The following is a 24094-nucleotide window of genomic DNA, read 5'->3' as shown; positions in this document are numbered from 1 at the left end:
ACATATCATTGGCAACATTAAATCCCAAAGTACGCAGATACTTAATCATAAATACCGCTGTTGTTCTGGTATTCCCCTCTCCGAAGGCATGAATCTGCCAGAGACGCGATACGAAAAATGCCAGATGACGGACTATTTCATCCATACTTATATTGCTATAGCTAAATTCACGTTCGCGCTCAAAATCATAATCCAGAGCCATCCGCAATTCAAACGAAGCCCCGTACATTACTGAATCCCCGTTCAGTACCCATTCTTTTTTGGAAATATCGTACTTGCGGATTTCTCCAGCATGTTTGAACACCCCCTCGAAAAGCCGCTTGTGAATAGCAATCAAAAAAGAGGGTGAAAAATTGAACGACTTTTCACTCAATATTTGCGCAATGCGGGCAGAAACTTTGTCAGCTTCTTCAGTATCGTCTTTGTCGTCGGAACGCTCCGTCTTCGATTCGTAATAAGAATCGATAAGTGCCTGCGCCTTGTTCAGGGAAATCTTCCCTTCAATGTTCTTCTTGGCGACTTCGAGCAGATAATCCGAGGGCGTCAGACCATCGACCTGCTGCAAGCCGATAGCCGTAGACCACGCGTAGGACTTTTCCCGCTTAGCGGGCTCGACCTGACGGATGTATTCTTCAAAATCCAGTTCTGACGGTTTCTTTCGCATCGGAGATCCTTGTGCAGCAATCAAGGTCAAACATAATCTTACTTTTGAGAGAGGAAAGTTTACCCTTCAATATACACGAACGACTGCGGGGCAGCAGAAATGCCGTATTCTGCAAGCGTCTTAGGCGTATCAAATTTCTGCAGTTCGCCCAATTGGTAAGCATATGCCACCGACCGGTTGGCGTAGTAATCCATGAATTTCGGGCGAGAAATTCCTGCATGAGTACGAGTCTTCTCCCAAAGTCTCTTTGGGGAATCCTTCATGACACCAATAACTTCGACCATCGCAACCACTTTCATTTCTGGAGCGGTTGAATAAATCAGAATGCGGTCCACCTTTCTTTTGGCGACGCTTCTGCGGAACTCATATTTCTTTGAGCCTTCAAGAATCCGGTTGGTGTATTCGGGTTTAATGGAAAGAAGAATCGTACACATGTTTAACCATCCACAAATTTAACATTTGTATTGGAATCCGAGAGAATCTGTTTGAAAACCTCGTCAGATATTCGCATAAATGGACGAGGTCCATTAGGAGGTTCGACCACGCCAAGTTGATGCAAATAATCCAAAGTCAGGCGTTTCTTCAGGCTTTTTACAAAAACAAATTTCAAAACCATTAAATTGGCCCGATGCCGGTTCCAAAAATAATCAAGATCATCTTTTGAAAACACACTTCTATTTTGGCATTGCTTCAAGAAGTCTTCTTTATTATTGAATCCATAATGAATTCGGTCAACCATCCCTAAAGTTGTCAAGACCGACGTGTATTTCTTATTGGAGCCATCTTCACCCATTCTGTAGAACAGAACCAAATCACCGGGATTGATATTCCGCTCCGGCGACCACGAAATATAGACTTTCTGCAAAGCGTATTTCTGGGCGTCTTTGCCCATAAAGTCAATTTGCTTTTCTGTTTTCAGGATAGAATCCGGCAACAATGAAGTATGGTATTTCGCCATTATCGGAAGAATAAATTTCTGCTTGTCGAACAGAATGTTTGGAAAATTATTCTTTGCCGACAATTCAGGATTAAACGCGTTCAATTTCTTGACAAATACAGCTTCTTCTTTCCCATAGGAGTGTTTTATGCCATGCCGCACAAAGCCCCATGTTTCCAACAAACCCTTCAGAGCCTCCAAATTCGGACTATCCTCAAAAAAAGTAACGTAAATCTCATCTACTTTTCGGTAAAGAGCATTGTCGAAAATAATCTTTATGAAGCGTTCTCCAAGTCTAAATCCGGAAACATCAACTTTGAATGTTCCGATTTTCAGTCTTTTCTTTGGCAAAAAACTCGGCTCAATACTTGAGTAGTTTTCGGACTGGTCTTCTGTTTTGATGTACAGGAACCCCTTTATAACCCCCTCATCGGTACGGCAAACGTAGGCCTCTTCTTCGCTTTTCTTGTTGAACCAGGGAACAAAATCAGGATAAGCCTCTTTAAGGCTGTCAAAGAATATGTCGTTCAGATCAATGTCGCCAAAAAGTTCCTTTTTGACGGAGAGCATTTTATAGCTGATTAATTCGGGATATTCTTCGGTTTTTTCCGAAACGAATTCATTTATTGAATAGACTTTCTGTCTAACTCCGAGATTTTGGGCTTTTTCCCGAAGTTTTTTGTCTTCTGTAATCAGCAAATCTACGCGATTATTGAAGACCTCGCATAGCAACTGATGGTCAATTTTGTCGTTCGATGATTCTTCTTTCGGCATTTTCGCCAAAAAAACTTCTTGGGGAACAGAGACCGATTTCAAAATGGTGTAGGCAGGCAACTTCGTTTCATAAAGTTCCTGCATATTTTTGTCCTTATAGCCCTTTAACTCTTCAAGAGACCACGGATGAATGCACTTTTCGTAATGCAGTTTATCAAGCCAATAAAACAAAAGCCCAATCGACGGATTCGTCACCTTCACATTTTCGCGATGAATCACGATATTTGTATCTAAAAGGACTTTCATTGTATTCTCCTAGTAAAAACCTATCCCACTAAATATATAATTTTACGATGACATATTATGACATTATGGGGCTTGATTTGAAAAAAGATTGGCGTTTCGTTAATTTCACATCACCTTAAGCAATTGTTCAAATATAAGTGGCATTCTAAATTTTGGTTCCTGAATTAGCCGTTTCATAATGATTTAAGTTCTTCTTTTTCACATTGCACATGAAATCCATCCTTTTTTCACCATTTCTGCGTCATTGCGTATGCAAAAAACGCCCCTTTTTTCTAAAATGTAGTTGACATAGCCCTTTGCCACCCGGCATTGGGCGACCGGAAAATTTTGAGATTCGTCTCTTATTCTTATCGCTGAAACTACCACTTTCAATTCGTACAAGAATAAGACGAACACTCACGTCCCATCTGGGGCGTGGGTCGTTTGTGCTTATTGTACGAAAGGGTGTGGTAGCCCGCAGCGATGATAGGCACGCTAAGCGACTCCACGCCTTTTTTGTTTTCCCGACATCTTAGGCCAACGTCTCCGTGCGAATGAGGATGGATTTCGCCACTTTTGCTTGGAGATGTTATGGCGAAGGAAAAGAAGCAGGTATCGCTCGAAGCGGGTCTTTGGGCTGCGTGTAACAAGCTGCGCGGAAGCGTGAGTGCCACGGATTACGTGAACGTCGTGTTGGGACTATTGTTCCTGCGGTTCGCCTATGACAAGTTCGAAACGCAACGCCAGGCTCTCCTTGCAAACGAAGACACGAAGGATTTCGTCAACAATCCGCGTTTTTATTCCAAGGAAAACGTGTTCTATCTCGAAGAGACGGACTGCTGGAACTACTTGCTCAAGAATTCCAAGAAGAACGACATCTACAAGCAGATTGACGATGCGTTCAACAATATGGAAAAGAACAATCCGTCGCTCAAGGGCGCTCTCCCAATAGGCTTCTATCGCGACCTGCATATCGAGGCGAACAAGTTCTCTTCGCTGATGGACGAAATCAACAAGATGCAATACAGCACCGATGAAACGGACGATGTAATCGGTCGCGTTTACGAATATTTCTTGCGTAAGTTCTGTATTGCGGCAAAGTCCGAAAAAGGCGAGTTTTACACGCCGGGGAATATTGTCGAACTGATGACCGAAATCGTGCAGCCCTATACGGGTTCCGTTTTTGACCCGGCCTGCGGTTCGGGTGGAATGTTCGTGCAGTCGGCCGAATTTATCAAGCGCCACAAAGGCAACAAGAAGAACATCACCATTTATGGTCAGGAGTCGAATGACAAAACTTATAAACTTGCCCGAATGAACCTGGCCATTCGCGGCTTGAATTGCAACTTGGGCGATACCGACGCTTCGAGTTTCACGAACGATAAACATAAGGACTTGAAGGCTGACTTCATCTTGGCAAATCCGCCGTTCAACCTGAAGAACTGGCGAACGGAAGAAGAGTTGAAAAATGATGCCCGTTGGAAGGGCTACGAAGTTCCGCCGGTAAGCAATGCGAACTATGCGTGGATTTTGCACATGATTTCGCACTTGAGCTATAACGGGACGGCGGCGTTCCTTTTGGCGAATGGCGCTTTAAACGCCGATGGCGATGAATACAAAATCCGCAAGAAATTGATTGAAGAACACAAGGTAGAGGCAATTATCGTACTGCCGCGAGATATGTTCTATGCGACGGATATTTCGGTGACGCTTTGGATTGTGGGCAATCACAAGAAAGAAAAGACCGTAAAACGCAACGGCAAGAATGTCAAGCTCCGCAACCGCGAAAACGAGATTTTGTTCATTGATGCTCGCCAGCTTGGTGATGGTGGCGCAAACGAAGACGGCTTTACCCTTTTGACGGAAGAAAGCAAGCAACGCATTGCGCAAACGCTTTTCAACTGGCAATCCCCTGATTGGAAAAACTTGTACAAGGACGAAGCGGAATATTGTTACTCAGCCCCGATGAGTGAAATCATTGAAAAGGATTATTCGCTTGTTCCGAGTAAGTATATCGAGTTCATTGACCACGACCTGGATATCGATTACAAGAAAGAGATGAAACGAATCCAAAAGGAAATGCAAGAAGTCATTGCCGAAGAAGTTAAGTCTCAAGAAATGCTTGTGAACGCATTTAAAGGGATTGGGTATGGGATTAAGTAATTTGGCTACGTATAAATTGGGAGACCTGATTGAACTTTCAGATGACCGAAATTCTGATGGTGTTTATGGCATTGATGATGTTAAGGGAATTTCTATCAAGAAAGTCTTTATCGAAACAAAAGCAGATATGTCCGGAGTTTCTTTAACTCCGTATATTTTGGTCAAGCCAGATTACTTTGCTTATGTGACGGTAACATCTCGAAATGGCGAAAAAATTACTCTAGCTCATAACACTTCGCAAAATACTTATATAGTTTCCTCTTCCTATATTGTTTTTCGCATAAAGAAACCCGAATTGTTGTTGTCCAAATATCTCTTTATGTATTTCAATAGGGCCGAGTTTGATCGGTATTCTCGATTTAATTCTTGGGGTAGTGCCCGCGAAACATTTTCGTGGCAAGATATGTGTGACATCTCAATTATGCTCCCCGATGTGCCGACGCAGCAGAAGTATGTTAATATCTACGACGCAATGTGTGCAAACCAAAAGGCCTATGAAAAAGGCCTTGATGACCTGAAACTCACCTGTGACGCCTACATTGAAGAACTCCGCCGCAAAATGCCCTGCGAGAAAATTGGATTATACATATCGCAGAGTGATAAGAAAAATGAAAGTGGAAAATTAACAGTTGATGATGTAAAAGGCATTTCAATTCAAAAAGAGTTTATTGAAACTAAAGCTGATATGACTGGCGTGTCTTTGAATCCGTATTTACAGGTGTCTCGTAATTCGTTTGCATATGTTCCTGTCACATCAAGAAATGGTGATAAAATAACGATTGCTCTTAACTCAACAAACGACACCTACTTGGTCTCTTCATCTTATATTGTTTTTAGGCCAAAAGACGACTCTAAACTTGACTCCGATTATTTAATGCTTTTCTTTGTTAGATCCGAGTTTGACCGTTACGCTCGTTTTAACTCTTGGGGTTCTGCTCGCGAGACTTTTGATTGGAATGCACTCTGTGATTACAAAATTCCAATACCTGATATAACAACTCAAAAGAATATTGCCGAAATTTACAAAGCATTTAATATTCGTAAAAATCTAAATGAAAAACTTAAGCAGCAAATCAAGAACATCTGCCCCATCCTAATCAAGGGTGCTATCGAAGAAGGTAAATCCAAAAGAGGTTAACGCCTATGGCCAAGTTTTGCGAAAATGAATTCGAGCAGGCTGTTCTTGAAAAGTTCGAGAACAATTCCTGGGAATACCTTTGCGGCTACGATATCCGGCGTGAGCTGGATACGCCCATTCTGAAACAAGACCTTCGCACTTACTTGGACCAGAATTATGATTCCCTTTCGGATAACGAATTTGACCAGGTCGTGAGCTATATTACGGAGTATTCAAACCAGTCGCTTTATCGTGCGTTAAAAGAAACCTACAAGCGACTTTTCAAGGGTTTTGACCTCTTGCGAGACGATGGTTCAAGGCTGTTCATCAATTTCTTTGATTTTGGCGACGATGCGGAGACAAACAACATCTTTCGCGTCGTAAACCAGTTTGAATTCCAGGAATATAAACTACAACGCCCCGACATAGTGCTGTTTATCAACGGCATTCCTGTTTCCGTTATCGAACTCAAAAATCCTGCCGATGATTCCGTAACCATTGCAGATGCATACGAACAGACGCATATCCGCTACGCTCAGAATATTCCTTCGCTAATGAAGTTTGACTTTATCAATGTCATCAGCGACGGTGCAAATAACAAATACGGAGCGTTGTTCAGTCCATACGAATTCTATTTCAAGTGGAAACTCAAGGAAGGCGATGCTTACAGAAATGCCGATGGCCCGCAGGGAATAGACAACATTATCGAAGGCATTTTTGAACGCCGCACGTTACTGAATTTTTTGCGCAATTACATCTATATTCCTGACAACAGCGACAAGAACCTCGTTATCTTGCCCAAATACTATCAGTATTACGGTGCAGAGGCGATGTTCAACGGCATCGTCAAGGAATATGCGGCAAATACACACAAGGGCGGCACGTTCTGGGGTGCGACCGGCTGCGGAAAATCGTACATCATGCTGTTCCTCGCAAAAAAGATTACGACTTACGAGGATTTTGACAAGCCGACCGTCATCATGCTTACGGACCGCAATGATTTGGACGACCAGCTGTCCGAAGATTTCGAAAATGCCAAAGAATATTTTGTAGAAGCGAATACATTGCAAATCAAGAATCGGCCAATGCTGACCCAAAAGTTGAAGGATGTCCAAAGTGGCGGTGTTTACCTGATGACCATTCAAAAGTTCAGGGAAGACCTGAACTTGCTCAGTGACCGCAGGAATATCTTCTGTATTTCGGACGAAGCTCATCGAACGCAAACGAATGTGAACAGTAAAATTGTGATGTCGCCAGCCAAGGGCGCCAAAACAGTTTATGGTTTCGCGAAATACTTGCGAGATTCATTCCCCAATGCTACTTATATCGGCTTTACAGGCACGCCCGTAGATGCAACTTTGCAAGTCTTTGGAGACATCACCTTCAAATACACGATGTTCCAGTCAAAAGAAGACGGCGCAACGGTTCAAATTTCCCGATTGAACGGCCCGCGAGAAGTTCAATTAAATGAACGTCAAGCTGAAATTTGCGATAAATTCTACGAATCTATGGCAAACGCCGGCACAAATCCCGACCAGATTCAACAATCGCAACGGGATATGCTCAAAATCAAGACGGTTCTGGGAGCTACAAGTCGCCTTGATATTGTTGTCAATCACTTTATTGGTCATTATGAAAAACGCTGCCGCGAAAACGCAACGGTAAACGGCAAGGCAATGTTTGTGTGCTATGACCGTGAAATTGGGCTTGAAGTCTATAAACGAATCAAGACGCTCCGCCCGGAATGGTTTGAAAAACGCAAATGCGCGCCTGAATACGACGGAAATGAAATCAGCCGCGATGCGATGGACATTGAAAAGGTCAAGTTCGTCTGTAGCGGTTCCAAGAACGATACCGCTGAAATGAAGGCGATTATCGGGACTGAAGACGATCGCAAAAATTACGCCAAGGAATTCAAGAACGAAAAATCGAATTTCAAGATTGTCATTCTTGTCGATATGTGGATTACCGGTTTCGATGTTCCGTCGCTTGACACCATGTATCTTGACAAACCCGTAGAACGGCATAACCTAATTCAGACAATTTCCCGTGTGAACCGAGTTTTCAAGGGAAAAGAATACGGGTTGATTGTTGATTACATCGGTCTTGAATCGTCTATTGCAAAAGCGATGAAGTTGTATAATGGCGATATCAAGCCTGTTAACGGAACAGATGCAGCCCTCGTCATCTTCAAGGATTTCTTGCAAAAGACGATTGACTTGATGAACGATGTGGATTATAGCCGGTTCTTTGAAGAGACGGCTACGCCTCTTGAACGGCTGGATATCATCAACAAGGGGGTTGAATTTGTAATGGCGTTCAAGGAACGTCGCGACCGATTTATGGGCTTTACGCAGCGCGCCAAGAAAGCGTTTGACGTCTGTATCGGTCACGATCAAATTACAGAACGTGAAGTAGATTTGTTGCATTACTTCTTGTGTGTCCGTTCCGTAATTTTTAAGATGACCATTGGCGATACACCTGACGCCACCTTGATGAATAAGAAAATTGCAGAACTTGTGGACAAGGCCATCTGCTCGTCATACGAGGGTAAGGATTTCACATTTGACGATTCTGCAAAAGACGACGTGCAAAACTTATTCAGCGACGAATTTCTGGAAAAACTGAAGAAAATAAAATTCCCGAATACGAAATACTTCGCGCTGGTCAAGTTGCTGAAACGCGCCATCAAGGAATTTGGCAAGACGAACATGCTGAAAGCAGCCGAATTTTCGAAACGCCTGAAAAACATCATTGACCGCTATAACAGTCGTAACGAACTCAGCGAAGTTCAAGAAATTATCGAAGAAACCGTCGATAACTTGAGCGAAGAACTTGAAAAAGTATTCAAGGATTTGAAAAAAGAAAAAAGTTCCTTTGAAGAAATGGGAATATCCTATATCGAAAAGGCTTTCTACGATATCCTAGTCGCCGTCGCCGATGAGCACAATTTCCGTAAGGCCTTAAACGAAGAAACCTACATTGAATTGGCCCGAAAAATTAGGGAACTCGTCAATGGCAAAGCAAAATACGCCGATTGGACCAACCGGCAGGATATTCGCGATGAACTCTATTCCGATTTGGCGGTGCTTCTGAAAAAAACGGCTACCCGCCAACCGTAATCGACGAAGCCTACGATGAAGTCCTGAAGCAGGTTGAGAATTTCAAGAAGTATGAAGAATGACCTTATACCAAAGTTTCTAGCGTCTTTCGGAAAGCTTCGATAAAAGCGACTTCGGAGGGGATGGGGCCTGCACCGATATTTTTTATTTCGGTTGATTTTAATGGTTTATAGAACGCTTTTACATACGATTCTGGCACCAATAATTTGTATTCATAAACTTTCGTAAAATTTGTATTTCCCACAAATCTATATTGTCTTTCTTCGCAATTAGACGAGCTCCATTTAATGAATGATTGATTGAACTCAAGTGTGTTAGAGATTCCTTCTATAAGTGTTAATTGAGGGATGTGTAAGTATAGATTATGTGTTTCTTTTTGGATCTGCTGATGAACTATTACGGGATATCCTTTTTTTAGAATAGATTTGCAAAGACCATCTATTAATTCTATGCATAAGGTGTTGTATTTTAGATTTTTATCTAATGAGTTGTCTAAGGCTGTAATTTCGTGAGCGGTTTTTATCAAATGAATTAGTTCTAATTTGGTTCGCATAGGAAAGAACGAAAGAACCTCAGTAAAAAATCTTTCAACATATTCTCTTCCATTAGTATCAGCCTCGTCAAAGTTTTTATCAAATCCCTCTAGAAGGGACAATGGATTGTCTATTTTTTCGCCATTAGATACGGGGATTATCATCTGGAAAAATTTCTTGAAATAATAATTGCCAAATTGAATTTGAGATTCCTCAAAGTTATCGCAAGAGATTTTCCCTGGATTATAACCATTAGGGTTTGTATATCGCTGTGTTAAATTGAATTCACGGCCAAATGTTTTGGCTATGGAGCCGAGTAATTCACTTTTATTGATTGCCGCTAATTGAATAAACATGTATTTATCGGATGTAGTGTCAAAACATATATGATGTAACCGCTGCATTACTTTAATGGCGTATTCAGGCAAGCAACGATCAAGTTCATCGACTACGATAATGACGTTTTCAAATACATCTTTGCTTTCTGACAGGACATTAGTTAATTGTAAAAGATTTTCGCGAACCGCTGCTAAAGCATCTTTTAACGATTGATTCTTGTCAAAATCTTTTGATATAGCAGGAGCTTTGTCTGCGGCTATTGCTTTTTTCCCGGATTCTAAAAATTCGTTAAAACCGATACCGAACTTATTTGTTAAGATAGTCGATATTACTTCGGCGAAAAATTTTAATGCAATTTGTATTCTGTCTTTTTTATTCGTGTCCGAAATTTTATCTTGCAATTGGTTCAGTTTATCAATTATAACAGAGAGTATAGCGACAAGCGGTTCTTCGTAGTATTCGTTTTCCCAGCAGTTATAGTGAATTACCAAATAATTCTTCAACTCGAGCTTTTGCTCAAGTTCTTTCAAAATCCACGATTTGCCGCAACCCCACTTACCATCAATGGCAAATGAAAAACCTTCACGAGTATTTGTTTTTTGAACAATAATATTTTCTAATAATGAGACGAACGGCCCACGCCCTAACATATCTTGTTGCATAATTAACCTTTTTTCTTAAATATAATTGATTTTGCGTTAGGGATAGTGACCCCTTGGGGCGGAGACTACAGGCTCCGTGAGCGAAGCGAATATAGCCCGACCCGGCGAGGGCAAACGAGCCGGGGAACGCCCATTTTTTGTCGTTTTTTACCCCGACATTTACACCGACAAATACCCCGACAAACATGTTTTTATCATGACATTTATCATGACAAATAATATGACATTTATTCCGACATTAATCCGACATCTTTTCCGACATTTTTAGCAAAAATTAAGCAGACCGGATGGCTCGTAAACGCCCATTTTTGCCTTTATCAGTCAATCAAATCGTTCTGGAAGCGGGACAGGTGCTCGAACGGTAAAATCTGGCGACCGCGGAAAAGGCCGCAACCGTCGTTGATCAGCTGGTTGTTGATTGCCTTGAACATGTTCACGTCCACATTCGCGAGCTCGATTTCCTGCAATTTTGTCAGGCGCTCGTAAGCCTCGTCAAAATACACGCATTCGCCGCTCGGAATCTCGTCGTGCTTGCTGCGGCGCGCCTCTTGCGTTTTCTCGTAGCCAAAATGGTTCGCCTCGCCGATTTCGGCAAAGTCGTCCATATCCTTGGTGCGCAACTGCACCTCGGTAAAGCAGCGGGCTAGATTGTCGTAGAAAATAATATGCAGCGACTGGTAGCCCGAACTTCTCGGGAATGCCACCGAATCGTGGTAATACGGTCGCACTTGTTCATTCAACAATTCCGAATGACCGTCTTCCGTGTACTTCGTGATTTCTGCCGTAAAGCCGCGCTCTTCCAAGAATTCCGGCAGCACGTTCGCGATTTCGTACAGATACTTTTCTTCTACTTCGCGGCGGTTCTCGCCCTTTTTAATGTGGCAAACCGGCATCGAAATCACAATGCGGTAAGCAATCAAGTCGCGAAAGTTCAGCTTGCTCTTGATTTCGGCTTCTGTCGGGAACTTCCCGTTTTTCTTGTAGTAGCCGTAAATGTATTCAAGGATGTAACCATTGAATTTTTCTTCGGCGCGAATCAGCGACTTAATGCGACCCTTGAAGGTAAAGGCCAAGAACGGGTATTCCCGCGTCATGAACTTGTAGAATTCTTTGATTCGCTGGGACTGCGAAGTCAAAAAGTCGTTGTGCTCCAGCAATTCAATAATCTGAATCAGAAAATTCGAATGGGCAAGGTCGATGCTGTTGCGCGTTTCTTTCGCGCTGTTCCTGAGGTCGTTAGAATACTGGTGCAAAATTTTCAGCACCGTGTTTCCAGAAAACAAGTAATCGTTCAAAGAAATCATATTAAATCCTGCGCCCCATAGAATGCAAAAAATATGCCAAAGCTCTTTCGCAAGGGACTTTGGCATTTTTCGTTACAGTTTTTGGAAAACTTTACGATTTTTGAATAACGTCGTAATTATGCGGCGCTGCCGGCCAATCCGATTTCGGCGGCGTGTTCACGCATGCCCTCGATGCAGATGGCGGCAACATCCTTCACGTCCATGCCGAGCAGGGCACAGCCTTTCAGGATGTAGTCGCGGTTGCACTTGGCGGCGAATTTCTTGTCCTTGAACTTCTTCATGAAACTTTTTACTTCCAGGTCCAGGATTCCATTGGGGCGCATTCTCGCGCAGGCCTGGATGATTCCGGTGAGTTCGTCGACGGTGAACAGGCTCTTTTCCATGTTGGTCTTGGGTTCCACCTGATTCACGATTTCAAAACCGTGCGCCAAAATGGCGCGCACGTCTTCTTCGGAGACGCCTTGTGCGAGCAGTTCCTTTTCGGTGTGCTGCAGGTGTTCTTCGGGGAATTCCTGGTAGTCGTAATCGTGCAGGTAGCCCACGGCCTGCCAGTGTTCAACGTCCTCGCCGAAGTGCTTGGCCATGGCACCCATGGCGTAGCATACGTTGAGGGAATGGATGACCAGCGATTCTTCGGTCACGTGTCCATTGTTGATTTCTTTTGCGCGTTCAAGGGTCAAGCTCATCTAATGCCTCCAAATTTTCAGTGGCAATATAAATATTTCAAATTTCAATTGCACCCCCTTTTGTTATAGAAAAAAACAATAATTCAGCATAAATATTAAGTATTAGACGCACCCAAAAGCCCGTTCTATATTTGGCAACGTTTATGAAAAGAAAGAGTGTTGTCATACCGGGCTTCGGCCTTACTACGGGCGTTACGCTTGCGATTTTGAGCGTGGTGGTGCTGATTCCGCTTGCTTCGCTGGTCGTGTTTTCTGCCCAGATGAGCGCGAGTGAGATTATTGATGTCATCACGCGTCCGCGCGTGCTGTCCAGTTTTAAAGTGAGTTTCTTGACGGCTTTTATCGCATCGCTTATCAACGCAGTGATGGGCGTGGTTCTCGCCTGGGTGCTGGTGCGTTACACGTTCCCGCTCAAGCGCATCGTGGACGGAACGATTGAGCTCCCATTTGCATTGCCTACGGCGGTGGCGGGCATCGCGCTTACGGCGCTCACTGCGGATACGGGCCTTGTAGGCGGCTTTTTTGCGAATTTCGGAATCAAGATTGCGTTTACGCGCATCGGCATTACGGTGGCGCTGGTGTTTATCGGCATCCCGTTCGTGGTACGCGCGGTGCAGCCGGTGCTGGAAAAACTGGACCCCGCCTACGAAGAGGCCGCGGGTGTGCTGGGCGCAAGCCGCACGCGGATTTTCTGGAAGGTAATATTGCCGGAACTGATTCCCGCCATCTTTACGGGGTTCGGACTCGCTTTCGGGCGCTGCCTTGGCGAATATGGCAGCGTCGTGTTTATCGCGGGTAATATGCCCTTCGAAACCGAAATCGCGCCGCTCATCATCATGTCGGAACTCCAGGAATACGACTATTCCAGCGCGACGACGATTGCCCTCGTGATGTTGGTGGCTTCGTTCATTACGTTGTTCCTGGTGAACGTGGTGCAGAACAGGACCGCCAAGATTCTCAAGGGAGGTAGCTAATGAGTGTAGTTACGCAGAGCGGTCTCCATCGCGATACGAAGGGTTCTAAGCTGGTCAGGTATTCGCTGATTGGCATAAGCCTTCTTTTCGTATTCCTGATGCTTATTCTCCCGCTGATTACGGTGATTACCGAAGCGTTCAAGCAGGGCTTTGCGGTGTACAGCAAGGCGGTTGCCGACGATTACACCATCAAGGCGATACTCCTTACGCTAGAGGCTTCGTTCTTCGCGGTCGCCATCAATACGGTATTTGGGCTGTGTGCCGCATGGAGCCTCACAAAGTTCAAGTTTAAGGGGAAAAAGATTCTCGCGACGCTCATTGACTTGCCGGTGACGGTTTCGCCGATTATTGCGGGCCTGATTTTCTTGCTCACGTTTGGCCGTCAGAGCCCGATTTTCCCGCTGTTGCAGGATGCCGACATCAAGATTGTCTTTGCTGTGCCGGGAATCGTGCTTGCAACAATTTTCGTGACTTTCCCGTTTATTTCCCGCGAACTGATTCCGGTACTGGAATCGCAGGGAACCGACGAGGAAGAGGCGGCGGCGCTCATGGGTGCGAAGGGTTTTACGATTTTTAGGCGCATCACTTTCCCGCATATCAAATGGGCTTTCCTTTACGGCGTGGTGCTCTGCGCGGCGCGTGCCATGGGCGAATTCGGTGCGGTGTCGGTGATTTCGGGCCACCTGCGCGGAAAGACGAACACGCTCCCGCTCCATGTGGAAATCCTTTTTAACGAGTTCCAGTACGTGCCCGCGTTTGCGGTGGCGTCGATACTGGTGATGCTAGCCATTCTCATTCTGGTTGCTCGAAGCGTCATTGAACATAAGGGAAGAAAGAAATAGCCTTGAAAATTAGATCCCCGCCTGCGCGGGGATGACGATTATGAAATAGGAGATTTTATGTACGTCGAACTCAAACATATCAACAAGCATTTCGGAAATTTCAAGGCCTCGGACGATGTGACTGTCGGCATCGAGAAAGGCAAACTTATCGGCCTTCTGGGCCCGAGTGGTTCGGGCAAGACGACGATTCTCCGCATGATTGCGGGGCTCGAAAACCCGGACAGCGGCGAAATCGTCATCGACGGGAAGGTCATCAACAATGTGCCCGCAAGCAAGCGCGGCATCGGGTTCGTATTCCAGAGTTACGCCCTGTTCCGTTACATGACGGTCTTTGATAATGTGGCTTTTGGTCTCAAGATTGCGAAGAAGCCCGCGAATGAAATCAAGGAACGTGTTCACGAACTCTTGGAACTGGTGGGCCTTTCCGGACTCGAAAAACGTTACCCCAGCGAACTTTCGGGCGGGCAGCGCCAGCGTGTGGCCTTTGCGCGTGCGCTTGCTCCGAACCCGCAGCTTTTGCTCCTTGACGAACCGTTTGCCGCAATCGATGCGAAGGTGCGTCAGGAACTGCGCAGTTGGCTCAAGGGTATGATCCAGAAACTCGGTGTCACCAGCATCTTTGTGACCCACGACCAGGACGAAGCCATTGAGGTGGCCGACGAAATCATCATCACGAACAGGGGTCGCATCGAGCAGGTGGGCACGCCGTACGAGGTTTACAGCAACCCGAAAACCGCCTTTACGGCATCGTTCTTCGGACAGCCCAGCATTTTTAAGGACTATAGTAATTTCCGCCGCTTCGACATCCTCGAAAATGCAGAGAATGCGATTGTGCGCCCGGAATTTGTGAAGGTCACCAAGAAAACTGAAGTGCAGAAGTACAAGAATTCTGCAGAAGAAGGCGTCGTGGAAGAAGTGGATTTCCGCGGTTACGGTATCGAACTGCGCGTCCGCGTGAATGGGGTCTTGCTTACGGCGCGGCGCTCCTTCGATCAGCCGAGAATCGAGGTGGGCGAAAAGGTGGACGTGTTCATCTATCGCATGTTCGTGACCCAGGGAGATGCCGCGACCCTGCTTGAGAACAAGTCGCTGCGTGAGCCGGTGGTGGTGATTTAACGAACGGATGCGGCTTTGTTATAGAAAAAATTGATAATTCCGCATAAAAATTAAGTATTGGACGGGGTTGAAATCCCGTTCTATATTTGGCTGCGGATAAAAATTGTACGGAGACATGCTGAATGGAATTCAATACTGCTTTATTGCACCAGAATTTTGGTAGCGACCGATGTAGCGGTTCTACGCTTGCGCCGATTTATCAGGTGAGCGCCTTTTCACAGGATTCCGCCGAAAAACTCGAAGCCGTGTTCAACAACAAGGCTCCGGGTTTTGCATATACGCGCATCGCGAACCCCACGAACGATTCCTTTGAACGACGAATCGCGTCGCTCGAGAAGGGAATCGGCGCGGTGGCGTGCTCTTCGGGCATGGCGGCGGTGACTATCTCGCTTTTGAATATTTTGCACGCGGGTGACGAGGTGATTGCGAGCGCCGGGCTCTTTGGCGGCACCATCGACTTGTTCCACGATCTGGAGGCGTTCGGCATCACGACTCGCTTTGTTACCGAAGTGACTGCTGAAAGTGTCCGCGAACAGCTGAACGAAAGGACGAAGGCGGTGTTTACCGAGCTTATCGGGAACCCGAAACTGAATGTCGTTGACCTAAAGGCCGTGGCGGATGCAGCCCACGAGGGTGGCGTCCCGTTCATTGTCGATAGCACGACAGCTACGCCGTACCTTGTGCATCCCTTCGATTTCGGCGCGGATATCGTGGTGCATTCGTCTTCGAAGTACATAAACGGCAGCGGTTCTGCGATTAGCGGCCTCATTGTCGATAGCGGGAACTTCCCCTGGGATTACGCCCGCTACAAGGGCCTTGAAGAATACAGGCGTTTCGGCAAGTTCGCCTACATCGCGAAACTGCGCAACGGAATCTGGCGCAACGTGGGTTGCTGCGTTGCTCCTCAGACATCTTTCCTGAATTCGCTCGGGCTCGAAACTCTCGGCCTGCGCATGGATCGCCTGTGCAGCAATGCGCTGCAACTCTCGGAATTTTTGCAGGGCTTTGATGACATTTCTGTCAACTATCCGGCCCTCAAAAGCAGCCCCTATTACGACCTGGTGCAGAAGCAGCTTGGCGGCAGGGGAGGCGCAATCCTCACGATTGACGCGGGCACGAAGGAACGGGCGTTCAAGCTGATTAACGGGCTCAAGTACGCCACCATCGCCACCAACATCGGGGATATCCGCACGCTGGTGATACACCCGGAAAGCACCATCTTTACGCACAGTTCCAAGGAACAGAAGGAACATGCGGGGATTTTCGAAGGGACGATTCGCGTGAGCATCGGTATCGAGAATGTCGAGGATTTGAAGGAAGATTTCGAACAAGCTATAAAGAAAATTTAAACGGAGATGCCCGCCGTCGCGGGCATGAAAAACGGAGACACAAAAATATGGCAACGGATTATGCAACTCTTAAAAAGGGCGGTTGGATGCGCCAGAAGCAGAAGAATAACTTCTCGCTGCGCGTACGCGTCGTGGGCGGTAATTTGACTGCAACACAACTCGCCAAAATCGCGGAAGTCGCCGACAAGTACGGCGAAGGCTACGCTCATTTGACCTCCAGGCAGAGCGTCGAAATTCCGTTCATCAAGCTCGAAAACGTAGAAGACGTGAAGGCGGCCTTGGCCGAAGGCGGCGTGGAACCGGGCGTTTGCGGACCGCGCGTGCGTACCATCACGGCGTGCCAGGGTGAAGCCGTTTGCCCGAGCGGGTGTATCGACACCTACGCGCTCGCTAAGGAACTTGACGACCGCTATTTTGCCCGTGAACTCCCGCACAAGTTCAAGTTCGGCGTGACCGGTTGCCAGAACAACTGCCTCAAGGCCGAAGAAAATGACGTGGGCATCAAGGGTGCCATCAAGGTCAAGTGGATCGAGGACAAGTGCATCGGTTGCGGGCTTTGCGCAAAGACTTGCCGCAAGGGAGCCATCAAGGTCGAAAACAAGAAGGTCATCTTCGACGAATCGCAGTGCAATTTCTGCGGTCGCTGCTACAAGTCTTGCCCGACGGATGCCTGGGAAGATACTCACGGCTACATCGTGTCCTTCGGCGGCCTTTTCGGCAACAACATCAACAAGGGCGAAACGATTATCCCTTTCATCGAAGACAAGCAAAAGTTGCTCGATATCTGCGATGCGGCCATCACGTTCTTTGCCGAGAACGCGAAGCCCGGCGAACGCTTCAAGTACACCATCGACCGCATCGGTCGCGACGTGTTTGCGAAGAAAATCCTGGAAGCGAGTGTCTAGCGTTAAGAAATGAGCTGGCGGCAACGTATTGCAGAAGAAGCCCGGCAAAGTTATCCGCACGAATGTTGCGGAATTTTGCTCGGGAAAAACGCCCCGGACGGCAAGTTTGAGGTGACGGAAATACGCGCTTTGCCAAACCGTGTTCAGAGAGAGGGGAGAGGGACGCATTTCGAGGCAGACCCTCTCTTTCTTTACCAGGTGGAGCGGGAAATCGAGGGAAGCGGGCTTGAAATCGTCGGTTTTTACCACTCGCACCCCGATTATGAGGCTGTACCGTCCAGGGAAGATGCCAGAAACATGGTCCCTGGGCTTGTTTACGTGATAATTTCCGTGACAAGGGAGGGGGTTGCCGATATCAGAAGTTACAAAAACGATATCAAATGCTGACGACTCCTTGCTGTTCTAGGGCGTTATAAAAAAATTCGATAATTCCGCATAAAAATTAAGTATTGGACATAGGCAAAATCCGGTTCTATATTTCGCGGTGAAAATAATCCAGGTGTTTATTTTGTCCAAAATTCCACTTTTTTTTGTACGGAGGAAAAAGTGAAAATATACATATCGGCTACTCTTAGAAATTTTTTCGGAAGAAATTCCCGAATCGAGATTCCCGCAAGTTCAGTCAGGAAGGCTCTCGCCATTCTCCTGGACATGTATCCGGACGCAAAGAATGTCTTGTACGACGATGGTGGCAAAATCCGGAATTTTATCCAAATCTATATCAATGGCAAGAACCTGACGGTAGATGCCCTCTGGGAAACCCCTTTGCCTGAAGAAACGGAAATCCTGCTTTTGCCGGCAATCGCTGGCGGAGCGCCTGTTGAAGAATCTCAAATTGCCGCAGTTGAAAGTCTGATTTCGGACGAAAGGCGCAAGGAAGTCGCCTTCGATGACAGCGAAGTGGAGCGCTTCGGCAAGCACCTGATGCTTAAAGAAATCGGCGTCAAGGGTCAGAAACGCATCAAGGCGGCAAAGGTCGTTGTCGCGGGTGCAGGTGCGCTCGGTTCGCCTGTAATCCAGTACCTTGCCGCGGCAGGAGTCGGGACTATCAAGGTCATTGATTTCAATGAGGTCTCGCTTGAAAATCTGCAGAGCCAGGTACTTCACGGAAGCCGCGATATCAAACGCCCGAAAGTCGCCTCCATTAAGGACAAAGTAAAGAACATCAACAAGAATATCGAACTTATCGCCGAGAAGGTGCAGCTCGATTCTTCGAATATCCTGGAACAGATTGACGGTTACGATTTGGTGGTCGACTGCTCCGACAACTACAAGGCGCGCTACCTCATTAACGATGCGTGTGCGCTGCACGGCATTCCCGTCGTGTTCGGCGCGATTTACCAGTTCGAAGGCCAGGTTGGTATTTTCAATCTGGACGGCGGCCCGTGCTACCGTTGCCAATTCCCGTCGCCCCCTCCGTCTGGGCTCATTCCCTCCTGTTCCGAAGGTGGTGCAATCAGTCCGCTTCCGGGCATTGTCGGGAGCATCCAAGCCAACGAGGCGCTCAAACTGATTCTCGGTATCGGCGAGCACTTGAACGGGAAACTTCTGCATATCGATAGCCTGTACCTGACCTCGCGAATTTTGAAGGTAGAACGCAACAGGAACTGCCCCATTTGCGGGAGCAACCCGACGATTACCGATGTCGAGGAAATCGATTACGATGAACTTTGCGGGCTCAAGACCGAAAACGAAATTCCGGTGGAGGGCTTTACTCCCGAAGAACTCGCGAAGAAGATTGACAATGGCGACCCGATGACTATCGTGGACGTGCGCGAGCCGCATGAACGGGCGATTTTGCGCTTCCCGAACGCCATCGTGATTCCCATCGGGCAGCTGGCCCGCAGGCAAAAAGAACTGGACCCGAACAAGGATACGGTTTTCATCTGCAAGCAGGGCAAGCGCAGCATTCTCGCCATCAACACCTTGCGCGAAGCGGGCTACACGGGACCGCTCTACAACCTGAAGGGCGGCGTCGATGCCATGAAGGACATCATGTTCTCGCACGAGGGCGCCTGGCTGTAAAAAAATTTTTTTGCACAAAGCCTACTAAATTGGTAGGAAATTTACTGCAAAGTGCAACACTTAACACAAACACAAGAGGTAAACCACTATGGCAAATGAAGCTACAGAAAAGAAAACCGGCATCAATGCGCTTGGCGCAAAGGCTGCCTACAATCTGGCGAACGTCACCAAGACCAAGCCGCAATTTGGTGCACTCACTCCCAAGTGGCTCACCAAGTTCCTTGAATTCAAGGGTCTCGAAACGGGTCTGTTCCGCGTGAACAAGGTCGTGGAAGGCGAAACCCCGCTCGATGTTCTTTGCAGCCAGACCAAGAAGACCGACATTATTCCGGAAGGCTACGTCGAATACGAAACCGAACCGCGCGAATACAAGCTCAATTCCATCTCTACGATTATCAACGTGAACACGGCTATCGAAGACGTTTACAGCTCTCCGTATGACCAGGTTCAGGAACAGCTCGGCCTTGCCATCGAATCGCTTCGCGAACGTCAGGAAAGCCTGCTCATCAACAACGACGATTACGGTCTGCTGAAGAACGTGGCTGATTCCCAGCGCATTCAGCCGCTCCGCGCCGACGGCCGCCCCACACCGGACGATCTCGACGAACTCATTTCGAAGGTCTGGAAGGAACCGTCCTTCTTCCTTGCCCACCCGCGTGCCATTGCCGCATTCGAACGCGAATGCACCCGCCGTGGCGTGCCGCCTGTTGTTGTCGATATCGCCGGTGGCAAGTTCCTCACCTGGCGCGGCATTCCTCTGGTCCCCACCGACAAACTTCTCGTGGACGGCGTGAAGAATCCGAAGTCCCAGGGCGGCAAGACCAATATCTTGCTCGTGCGCACTGGCGAAGCCAAACGCGGCGTGATTGGCCTCTTCCAGGCCGGTCTCAAGAACGAGCACTCTCGTGGCCTTTCCGTGCGTTTCCGCGGCATCGACAACAAGGGCGTAGCTTCTTACCTGCTTTCCCTGTACTGCTCTGCGGCTATCCTTGCCGACGACGCCATTGCAGTTCTCGAAGACGTAGAGGTTGGCGAATACTATGATTACGAATAATCCAGATACCAGATCGCTGGAAGAGCTCGCCGGAGTTCCCAATGCGGCTGAACTGGAGCAGTTGGCAAATGAGTACTTTCCCGACCTGACGGACAGTGCTTATGCTGCAATTCCCGCGGCACCCGAAGTGCAGAACGTTTCTGCGGCTCAGGGAGTGAACGCCGCCCAGGGGGCTGCTGCCATCAACCAGACTCCCGCATTCGACTGGGAACATCTGTTTGCGACCTATGGCGACCAGCCGACTTCTTCGGCTCCGTTTGCCTATGGCGGCAATTCCACCGATACCTGGCTCAACTCCGTGGAAGCCCCTGCGGTTCCCGAAGCGGAATTTTTGTCGCAGTTCGGCGATGTCCCGGCGGCTCCCGCACCGGCACAGGGTTACTCCCCGAAGGTCCTTTCCAAGACCCAGGCAGCAGAAAATGCTCGCCTGATTGACGCTCCGACTTCGCTCGGTGGCGATTCCGTGAACAAGGGTTCAGCCAATTCCGGCTCCAATTCCCGCAACGAATCGATCCGCATCGGTTCCAAGAATCTTGCGCAAATCCGTAGCGACTTCCCGATTCTTTCGAAGCAAATCAACGGCCATCCGCTTGTCTGGCTCGATAACGGTGCAACGACGCAGCGCCCGCAAGTGGTGATTGACCGCCTCAAGTACTACTACGAAAACGAGAACTCCAATGTGCACCGTGGTGCCCATACACTCGCGGCCGCATCGACGGATGCCTATGAAAACGCCCGCAACATTGTTCGTGACTTTATCGGGGCCCCGTCTTCGCAGGAAATCGTGTTCGTGCGCGGTACGACTGAAGCAATCAATCTGGTGGCTAACGCTTACGTGAAGCCGACGCTCCAGCCGGGTGACGAAATCATTGTCTCCATCCTGGAACACCACGCGAATATCGTGCCGTGGCAGCTCATTGCCGAAGAAACAGGCGCCATCATCAAGGTGATTCCCTGCGATTCTACCGGCCAGCTCAAGTTGCACGATTACGAGGCTCTGTTCACGAAGCGCACCAAGTTCGTTTCCGTGACGCATGTCTCAAACGTGCTCGGTACGGTCACCCCGATCGAAGAGCTCATTGCCATTGCCCACAGGCACGGCGTGAGAATCCTCATTGATGGTGCACAGTCCATCGCGCACATTCCGGTGAACGTTTCCGCCCTCGACGCAGACTTCTTCGTGTTCTCCGGACACAAGGTGTTTGCCCCGACCGGTATCGGCGTCGTTTACGGCAAGAAGGAATTGCTCGAAGCGGCCCGCCCGTACCACGGCGGCGGCAACATGATTGCCGACGTGACGTTCGAACGCACGATTTACAACGGAATCCCGAACAAGTTCGAGGCAGGAACCGGAAGCATCGCCGACGCTGTTGGCTTGGGTGCTGCTCTCCAGTACCTCTCCGAAATCGGGATGCCCTGCGTGTTCCGCTGGGAACATGAACTGCTGCAGTATGGCCTCAAGGAACTGAAGACCGTCAAGGGTCTGCACCTTGTAGGTACGGCACTCAACAAGGCTTCTGCTCTCGCCTTCAAGCTCGACGGTTATTCCGACGAAGAAGTGGGCAAGAGGCTTGACGCCTACGGTGTTGCCGTGCGTACAGGTCACCACTGCGCACAGCCGGTGCTCAGGCATTTCGGTTACGAAAGTACCGTTCGCCCGACGCTTGCGCTGTACAACTCTCCGGACGACATCGACGCTCTTGTGAGGGCGTTGAAGACGTTCGCATAAAATGTGATGTGTGGAATGTGTAGTGTGGAGTGAAGATAATTTCATTTCACATCTCGCATTCCACACTATTCCTTAAATTTTTACCCTGAATTTTGTCATGCACGAACTTATCCAGGAATCAGAAGTCGAAAAAGCTGTCCAGACGATTTTTGCCGATTACAATCGCGGCAAGCATATCGACAACATTGACATCTATAATCGACCCGACCAGGCCGAGATTCAGACGATTTTGCAGAACCTGATCCGTGTGGTTTATCCCGGACATTTCAGGGACCGCTCGCACAAGATTTACAACCCGAAGAATAGCTTCGCGGTCATTATTGAAGATACTTTTTACCACCTCCACAAGCAGGTGGCCATCGCGCTTGATTATTGCAAGCTCCGCGGTACCATGACATCGGACGAGCGCAAGATTGAAAGCTACCGCATCTGCAAGGAATTTTTCGCGAAGATTCCTTGGATTCGCGAATGTCTTGAAACCGATTTGCATGCCGCTTATGACGGCGATCCGGCTGCCGGCTGCCTCGACGAAATTATCCTTGCGTATCCGGGCCTTATGGCGACAACGATTTACCGTATCGCCCACGAGCTTTACCTTTTGCATGTTCCCGTTCTCCCGCGTCTCATGACCGAATACGCCCATTCCAAAACGGGCATCGATATCCATCCGGGCGCATCCATCGGCAAGTACTTCTTTATCGATCACGGCACAGGCATCGTCATTGGCGAAACCGCCGTGATAGGCAAGAACGTGAAGATTTACCAGGGTGTCACTCTCGGTGCTCTTTCGACACGCGGGGGCCAGCGCCTCTCCGGCAAGAAGCGTCACCCCACCATTCAAGACAACGTGACCATTTACGCAAACGCCTCCATTCTCGGCGGTGATACCGTCGTGGGCGAAAATGCCATCATCGGCGGCAGCGCCTTCATCACGAGTTCTGTCGCGCCCAATACCCGCGTGAGCATGAAGAGCCTCGAAATGGACTACGTTTCTACCGATAAGCAACACAAGACGGAAGAAATTACCCAAAGCGAGGAGTGGTACTACATTATTTAGACGAGAGAACGCTCGCAAGCTCGCTATAGACGAAAGATTAATGTGCTCGGAATTAATTTAATGTCATCATAAATCATAAGATGATGACTTGCTATAGAAAAAACTGATAATTCAGCATAAAAACAATGTATTGGACGCAAGCAAAAACGCGTTCTATATTTGGGCCAAATTAAAACAACAATGTACGGAGAAACAACAATGGCAGAAATAAAAATCGACGACACCATTGACATTACCGATGTCGTGTGCCCGACTACTTTCGTGAAGGCGAAGGTCGCCCTCGAGGAACTGGAAGAAGGTCAAATCCTTTCTATCCGCCTGAACGACGGCGAACCGGTGCAGAACGTGCCGCGCAGCATCAAGGAAGAGGGGCACGAAATCTTGAAACTCGATGACAACCAGGACGGAACCTACACGCTCATCGTGAAGAAAGTCGGCGACTAACCAAGGAGATCCCCGCCTTCTCCCCAAAGAGGATAACTCTACTATGGCAACAAGTTGCCAAGTATCGTATAGC

At 47.8% G+C, this 24094-nt stretch carries 20 protein-coding genes; 14 read left to right on the top strand and 6 right to left on the bottom strand.

Annotation, left to right across the window (positions count from 1 at the left end; all coding sequences use genetic code 11):
- The 3 genes from Q0628_RS09745 to Q0628_RS09735 form a co-directional block, all read right to left on the bottom strand.
- Positions 1 to 664, bottom strand: a 664-nt coding sequence (locus Q0628_RS09745) for a Fic family protein (protein ID WP_298770534.1), incomplete at its 3' end; no start/stop codon positions are given.
- Positions 665 to 723: 59 nt separating this feature from the next.
- Positions 724 to 1098 carry an ASCH domain-containing protein gene (locus tag Q0628_RS09740; RefSeq protein ID WP_298770532.1) on the bottom strand — a complete coding sequence of 125 codons (375 nt, stop codon included), beginning with the start codon at positions 1096 to 1098 and terminating at the stop codon, positions 724 to 726.
- A gap of 2 nt (positions 1099 to 1100) precedes the next feature.
- Positions 1101 to 2621, bottom strand: a complete 1521-nt coding sequence (locus Q0628_RS09735) for a PIN domain-containing protein (RefSeq protein ID WP_298770530.1) — start codon at positions 2619 to 2621, stop codon at positions 1101 to 1103.
- Between the two features lie 570 nt (positions 2622 to 3191).
- Between Q0628_RS09735 and Q0628_RS09730 the strand changes: the two genes are divergently transcribed.
- Genes Q0628_RS09730 through Q0628_RS09720 form a run of 3 tightly spaced genes read left to right on the top strand, consistent with a single transcriptional unit; the run spans position 3192 to position 9002 of the window.
- Positions 3192 to 4763, top strand: a complete 1572-nt coding sequence (locus tag Q0628_RS09730) for a class I SAM-dependent DNA methyltransferase (protein ID WP_298770528.1) — start codon at positions 3192 to 3194, stop codon at positions 4761 to 4763.
- Positions 4750 to 5901 carry a restriction endonuclease subunit S gene (locus tag Q0628_RS09725; RefSeq protein WP_298770526.1) on the top strand — a complete coding sequence of 384 codons (1152 nt, stop codon included), beginning with the start codon at positions 4750 to 4752 and terminating at the stop codon, positions 5899 to 5901. Before Q0628_RS09730 ends, Q0628_RS09725 begins: the two co-directional genes overlap by 14 nt.
- 5 nt (positions 5902 to 5906) lie before the next feature.
- Positions 5907 to 9002, top strand: coding sequence for an HsdR family type I site-specific deoxyribonuclease (locus Q0628_RS09720; protein WP_298770524.1), 3096 nt, complete (start codon positions 5907 to 5909; stop codon positions 9000 to 9002).
- A 64-nt stretch (positions 9003 to 9066) separates the two neighbouring features.
- Here the strand turns inward: Q0628_RS09720 and Q0628_RS09715 are convergent, their stop codons facing one another.
- The 3 genes from Q0628_RS09715 to Q0628_RS09705 all read right to left on the bottom strand — a co-directional run bounded on the left by Q0628_RS09715 (position 9067) and on the right by Q0628_RS09705 (position 12526).
- Entirely contained in the window at positions 9067 to 10536 is a 1470-nt protein-coding gene (locus tag Q0628_RS09715; RefSeq protein ID WP_298770522.1) for a P-loop NTPase fold protein, read from the bottom strand.
- Between the two features lie 317 nt (positions 10537 to 10853).
- Positions 10854 to 11840 (bottom strand): guanosine polyphosphate pyrophosphohydrolase, encoded by a 987-nt coding sequence (locus tag Q0628_RS09710; RefSeq protein WP_298770520.1) that lies wholly within the window; start codon positions 11838 to 11840, stop codon positions 10854 to 10856.
- A 116-nt stretch (positions 11841 to 11956) separates the two neighbouring features.
- Positions 11957 to 12526, bottom strand: a complete 570-nt coding sequence (locus Q0628_RS09705) for an HD domain-containing protein (RefSeq protein ID WP_298770518.1) — start codon at positions 12524 to 12526, stop codon at positions 11957 to 11959.
- 143 nt (positions 12527 to 12669) lie between these two features.
- Between Q0628_RS09705 and cysT the strand changes: the two genes are divergently transcribed.
- From cysT to Q0628_RS09650, 11 genes are all read left to right on the top strand, one after another.
- A complete protein-coding gene (gene cysT, locus Q0628_RS09700; RefSeq protein ID WP_298770516.1) occupies positions 12670 to 13500 on the top strand; it encodes a sulfate ABC transporter permease subunit CysT in 831 nt (276 codons plus the stop codon).
- Complete coding sequence (gene cysW, locus Q0628_RS09695; RefSeq protein WP_298770514.1) at positions 13500 to 14342, top strand: sulfate ABC transporter permease subunit CysW; 843 nt, start codon at positions 13500 to 13502, stop codon at positions 14340 to 14342. Before cysT ends, cysW begins: the two co-directional genes overlap by 1 nt.
- 57 nt (positions 14343 to 14399) lie before the next feature.
- Positions 14400 to 15458, top strand: a complete 1059-nt coding sequence (locus Q0628_RS09690; protein WP_298770511.1) for an ABC transporter ATP-binding protein — start codon at positions 14400 to 14402, stop codon at positions 15456 to 15458.
- Between the two features lie 122 nt (positions 15459 to 15580).
- Positions 15581 to 16807 (top strand): O-acetylhomoserine aminocarboxypropyltransferase/cysteine synthase family protein, encoded by a 1227-nt coding sequence (locus Q0628_RS09685; RefSeq protein ID WP_295096752.1) that lies wholly within the window; start codon positions 15581 to 15583, stop codon positions 16805 to 16807.
- Positions 16808 to 16854: 47 nt separating this feature from the next.
- Positions 16855 to 17712, top strand: coding sequence for a 4Fe-4S binding protein (locus Q0628_RS09680; protein ID WP_298770509.1), 858 nt, complete (start codon positions 16855 to 16857; stop codon positions 17710 to 17712).
- 9 nt (positions 17713 to 17721) lie between these two features.
- Entirely contained in the window at positions 17722 to 18099 is a 378-nt protein-coding gene (locus tag Q0628_RS09675; RefSeq protein WP_298770507.1) for a M67 family metallopeptidase, read from the top strand.
- Positions 18100 to 18258: 159 nt separating this feature from the next.
- Positions 18259 to 19737 (top strand): ThiF family adenylyltransferase, encoded by a 1479-nt coding sequence (locus Q0628_RS09670; RefSeq protein ID WP_298770505.1) that lies wholly within the window; start codon positions 18259 to 18261, stop codon positions 19735 to 19737.
- 88 nt (positions 19738 to 19825) lie between these two features.
- Positions 19826 to 20791, top strand: coding sequence for a family 2A encapsulin nanocompartment shell protein (locus Q0628_RS09665; protein WP_073115771.1), 966 nt, complete (start codon positions 19826 to 19828; stop codon positions 20789 to 20791).
- Entirely contained in the window at positions 20778 to 22520 is a 1743-nt protein-coding gene (locus tag Q0628_RS09660; RefSeq protein ID WP_298770502.1) for a cysteine desulfurase, read from the top strand. Before Q0628_RS09665 ends, Q0628_RS09660 begins: the two co-directional genes overlap by 14 nt.
- 97 nt (positions 22521 to 22617) lie before the next feature.
- Positions 22618 to 23577, top strand: coding sequence for a serine O-acetyltransferase (locus Q0628_RS09655; protein WP_298770500.1), 960 nt, complete (start codon positions 22618 to 22620; stop codon positions 23575 to 23577).
- Positions 23578 to 23775: 198 nt separating this feature from the next.
- Complete coding sequence (locus Q0628_RS09650; RefSeq protein WP_072810168.1) at positions 23776 to 24021, top strand: sulfurtransferase TusA family protein; 246 nt, start codon at positions 23776 to 23778, stop codon at positions 24019 to 24021.
- Positions 24022 to 24094 lie beyond the last annotated feature (73 nt).

The sequence above is a fragment of the uncultured Fibrobacter sp. genome (assembly GCF_937877005.1).
Lineage (GTDB): Bacteria > Fibrobacterota > Fibrobacteria > Fibrobacterales > Fibrobacteraceae > Fibrobacter.
Note: the sequence above shows the minus strand (reverse complement) of the source record. Positions and strands in the feature narration are given on the sequence as shown.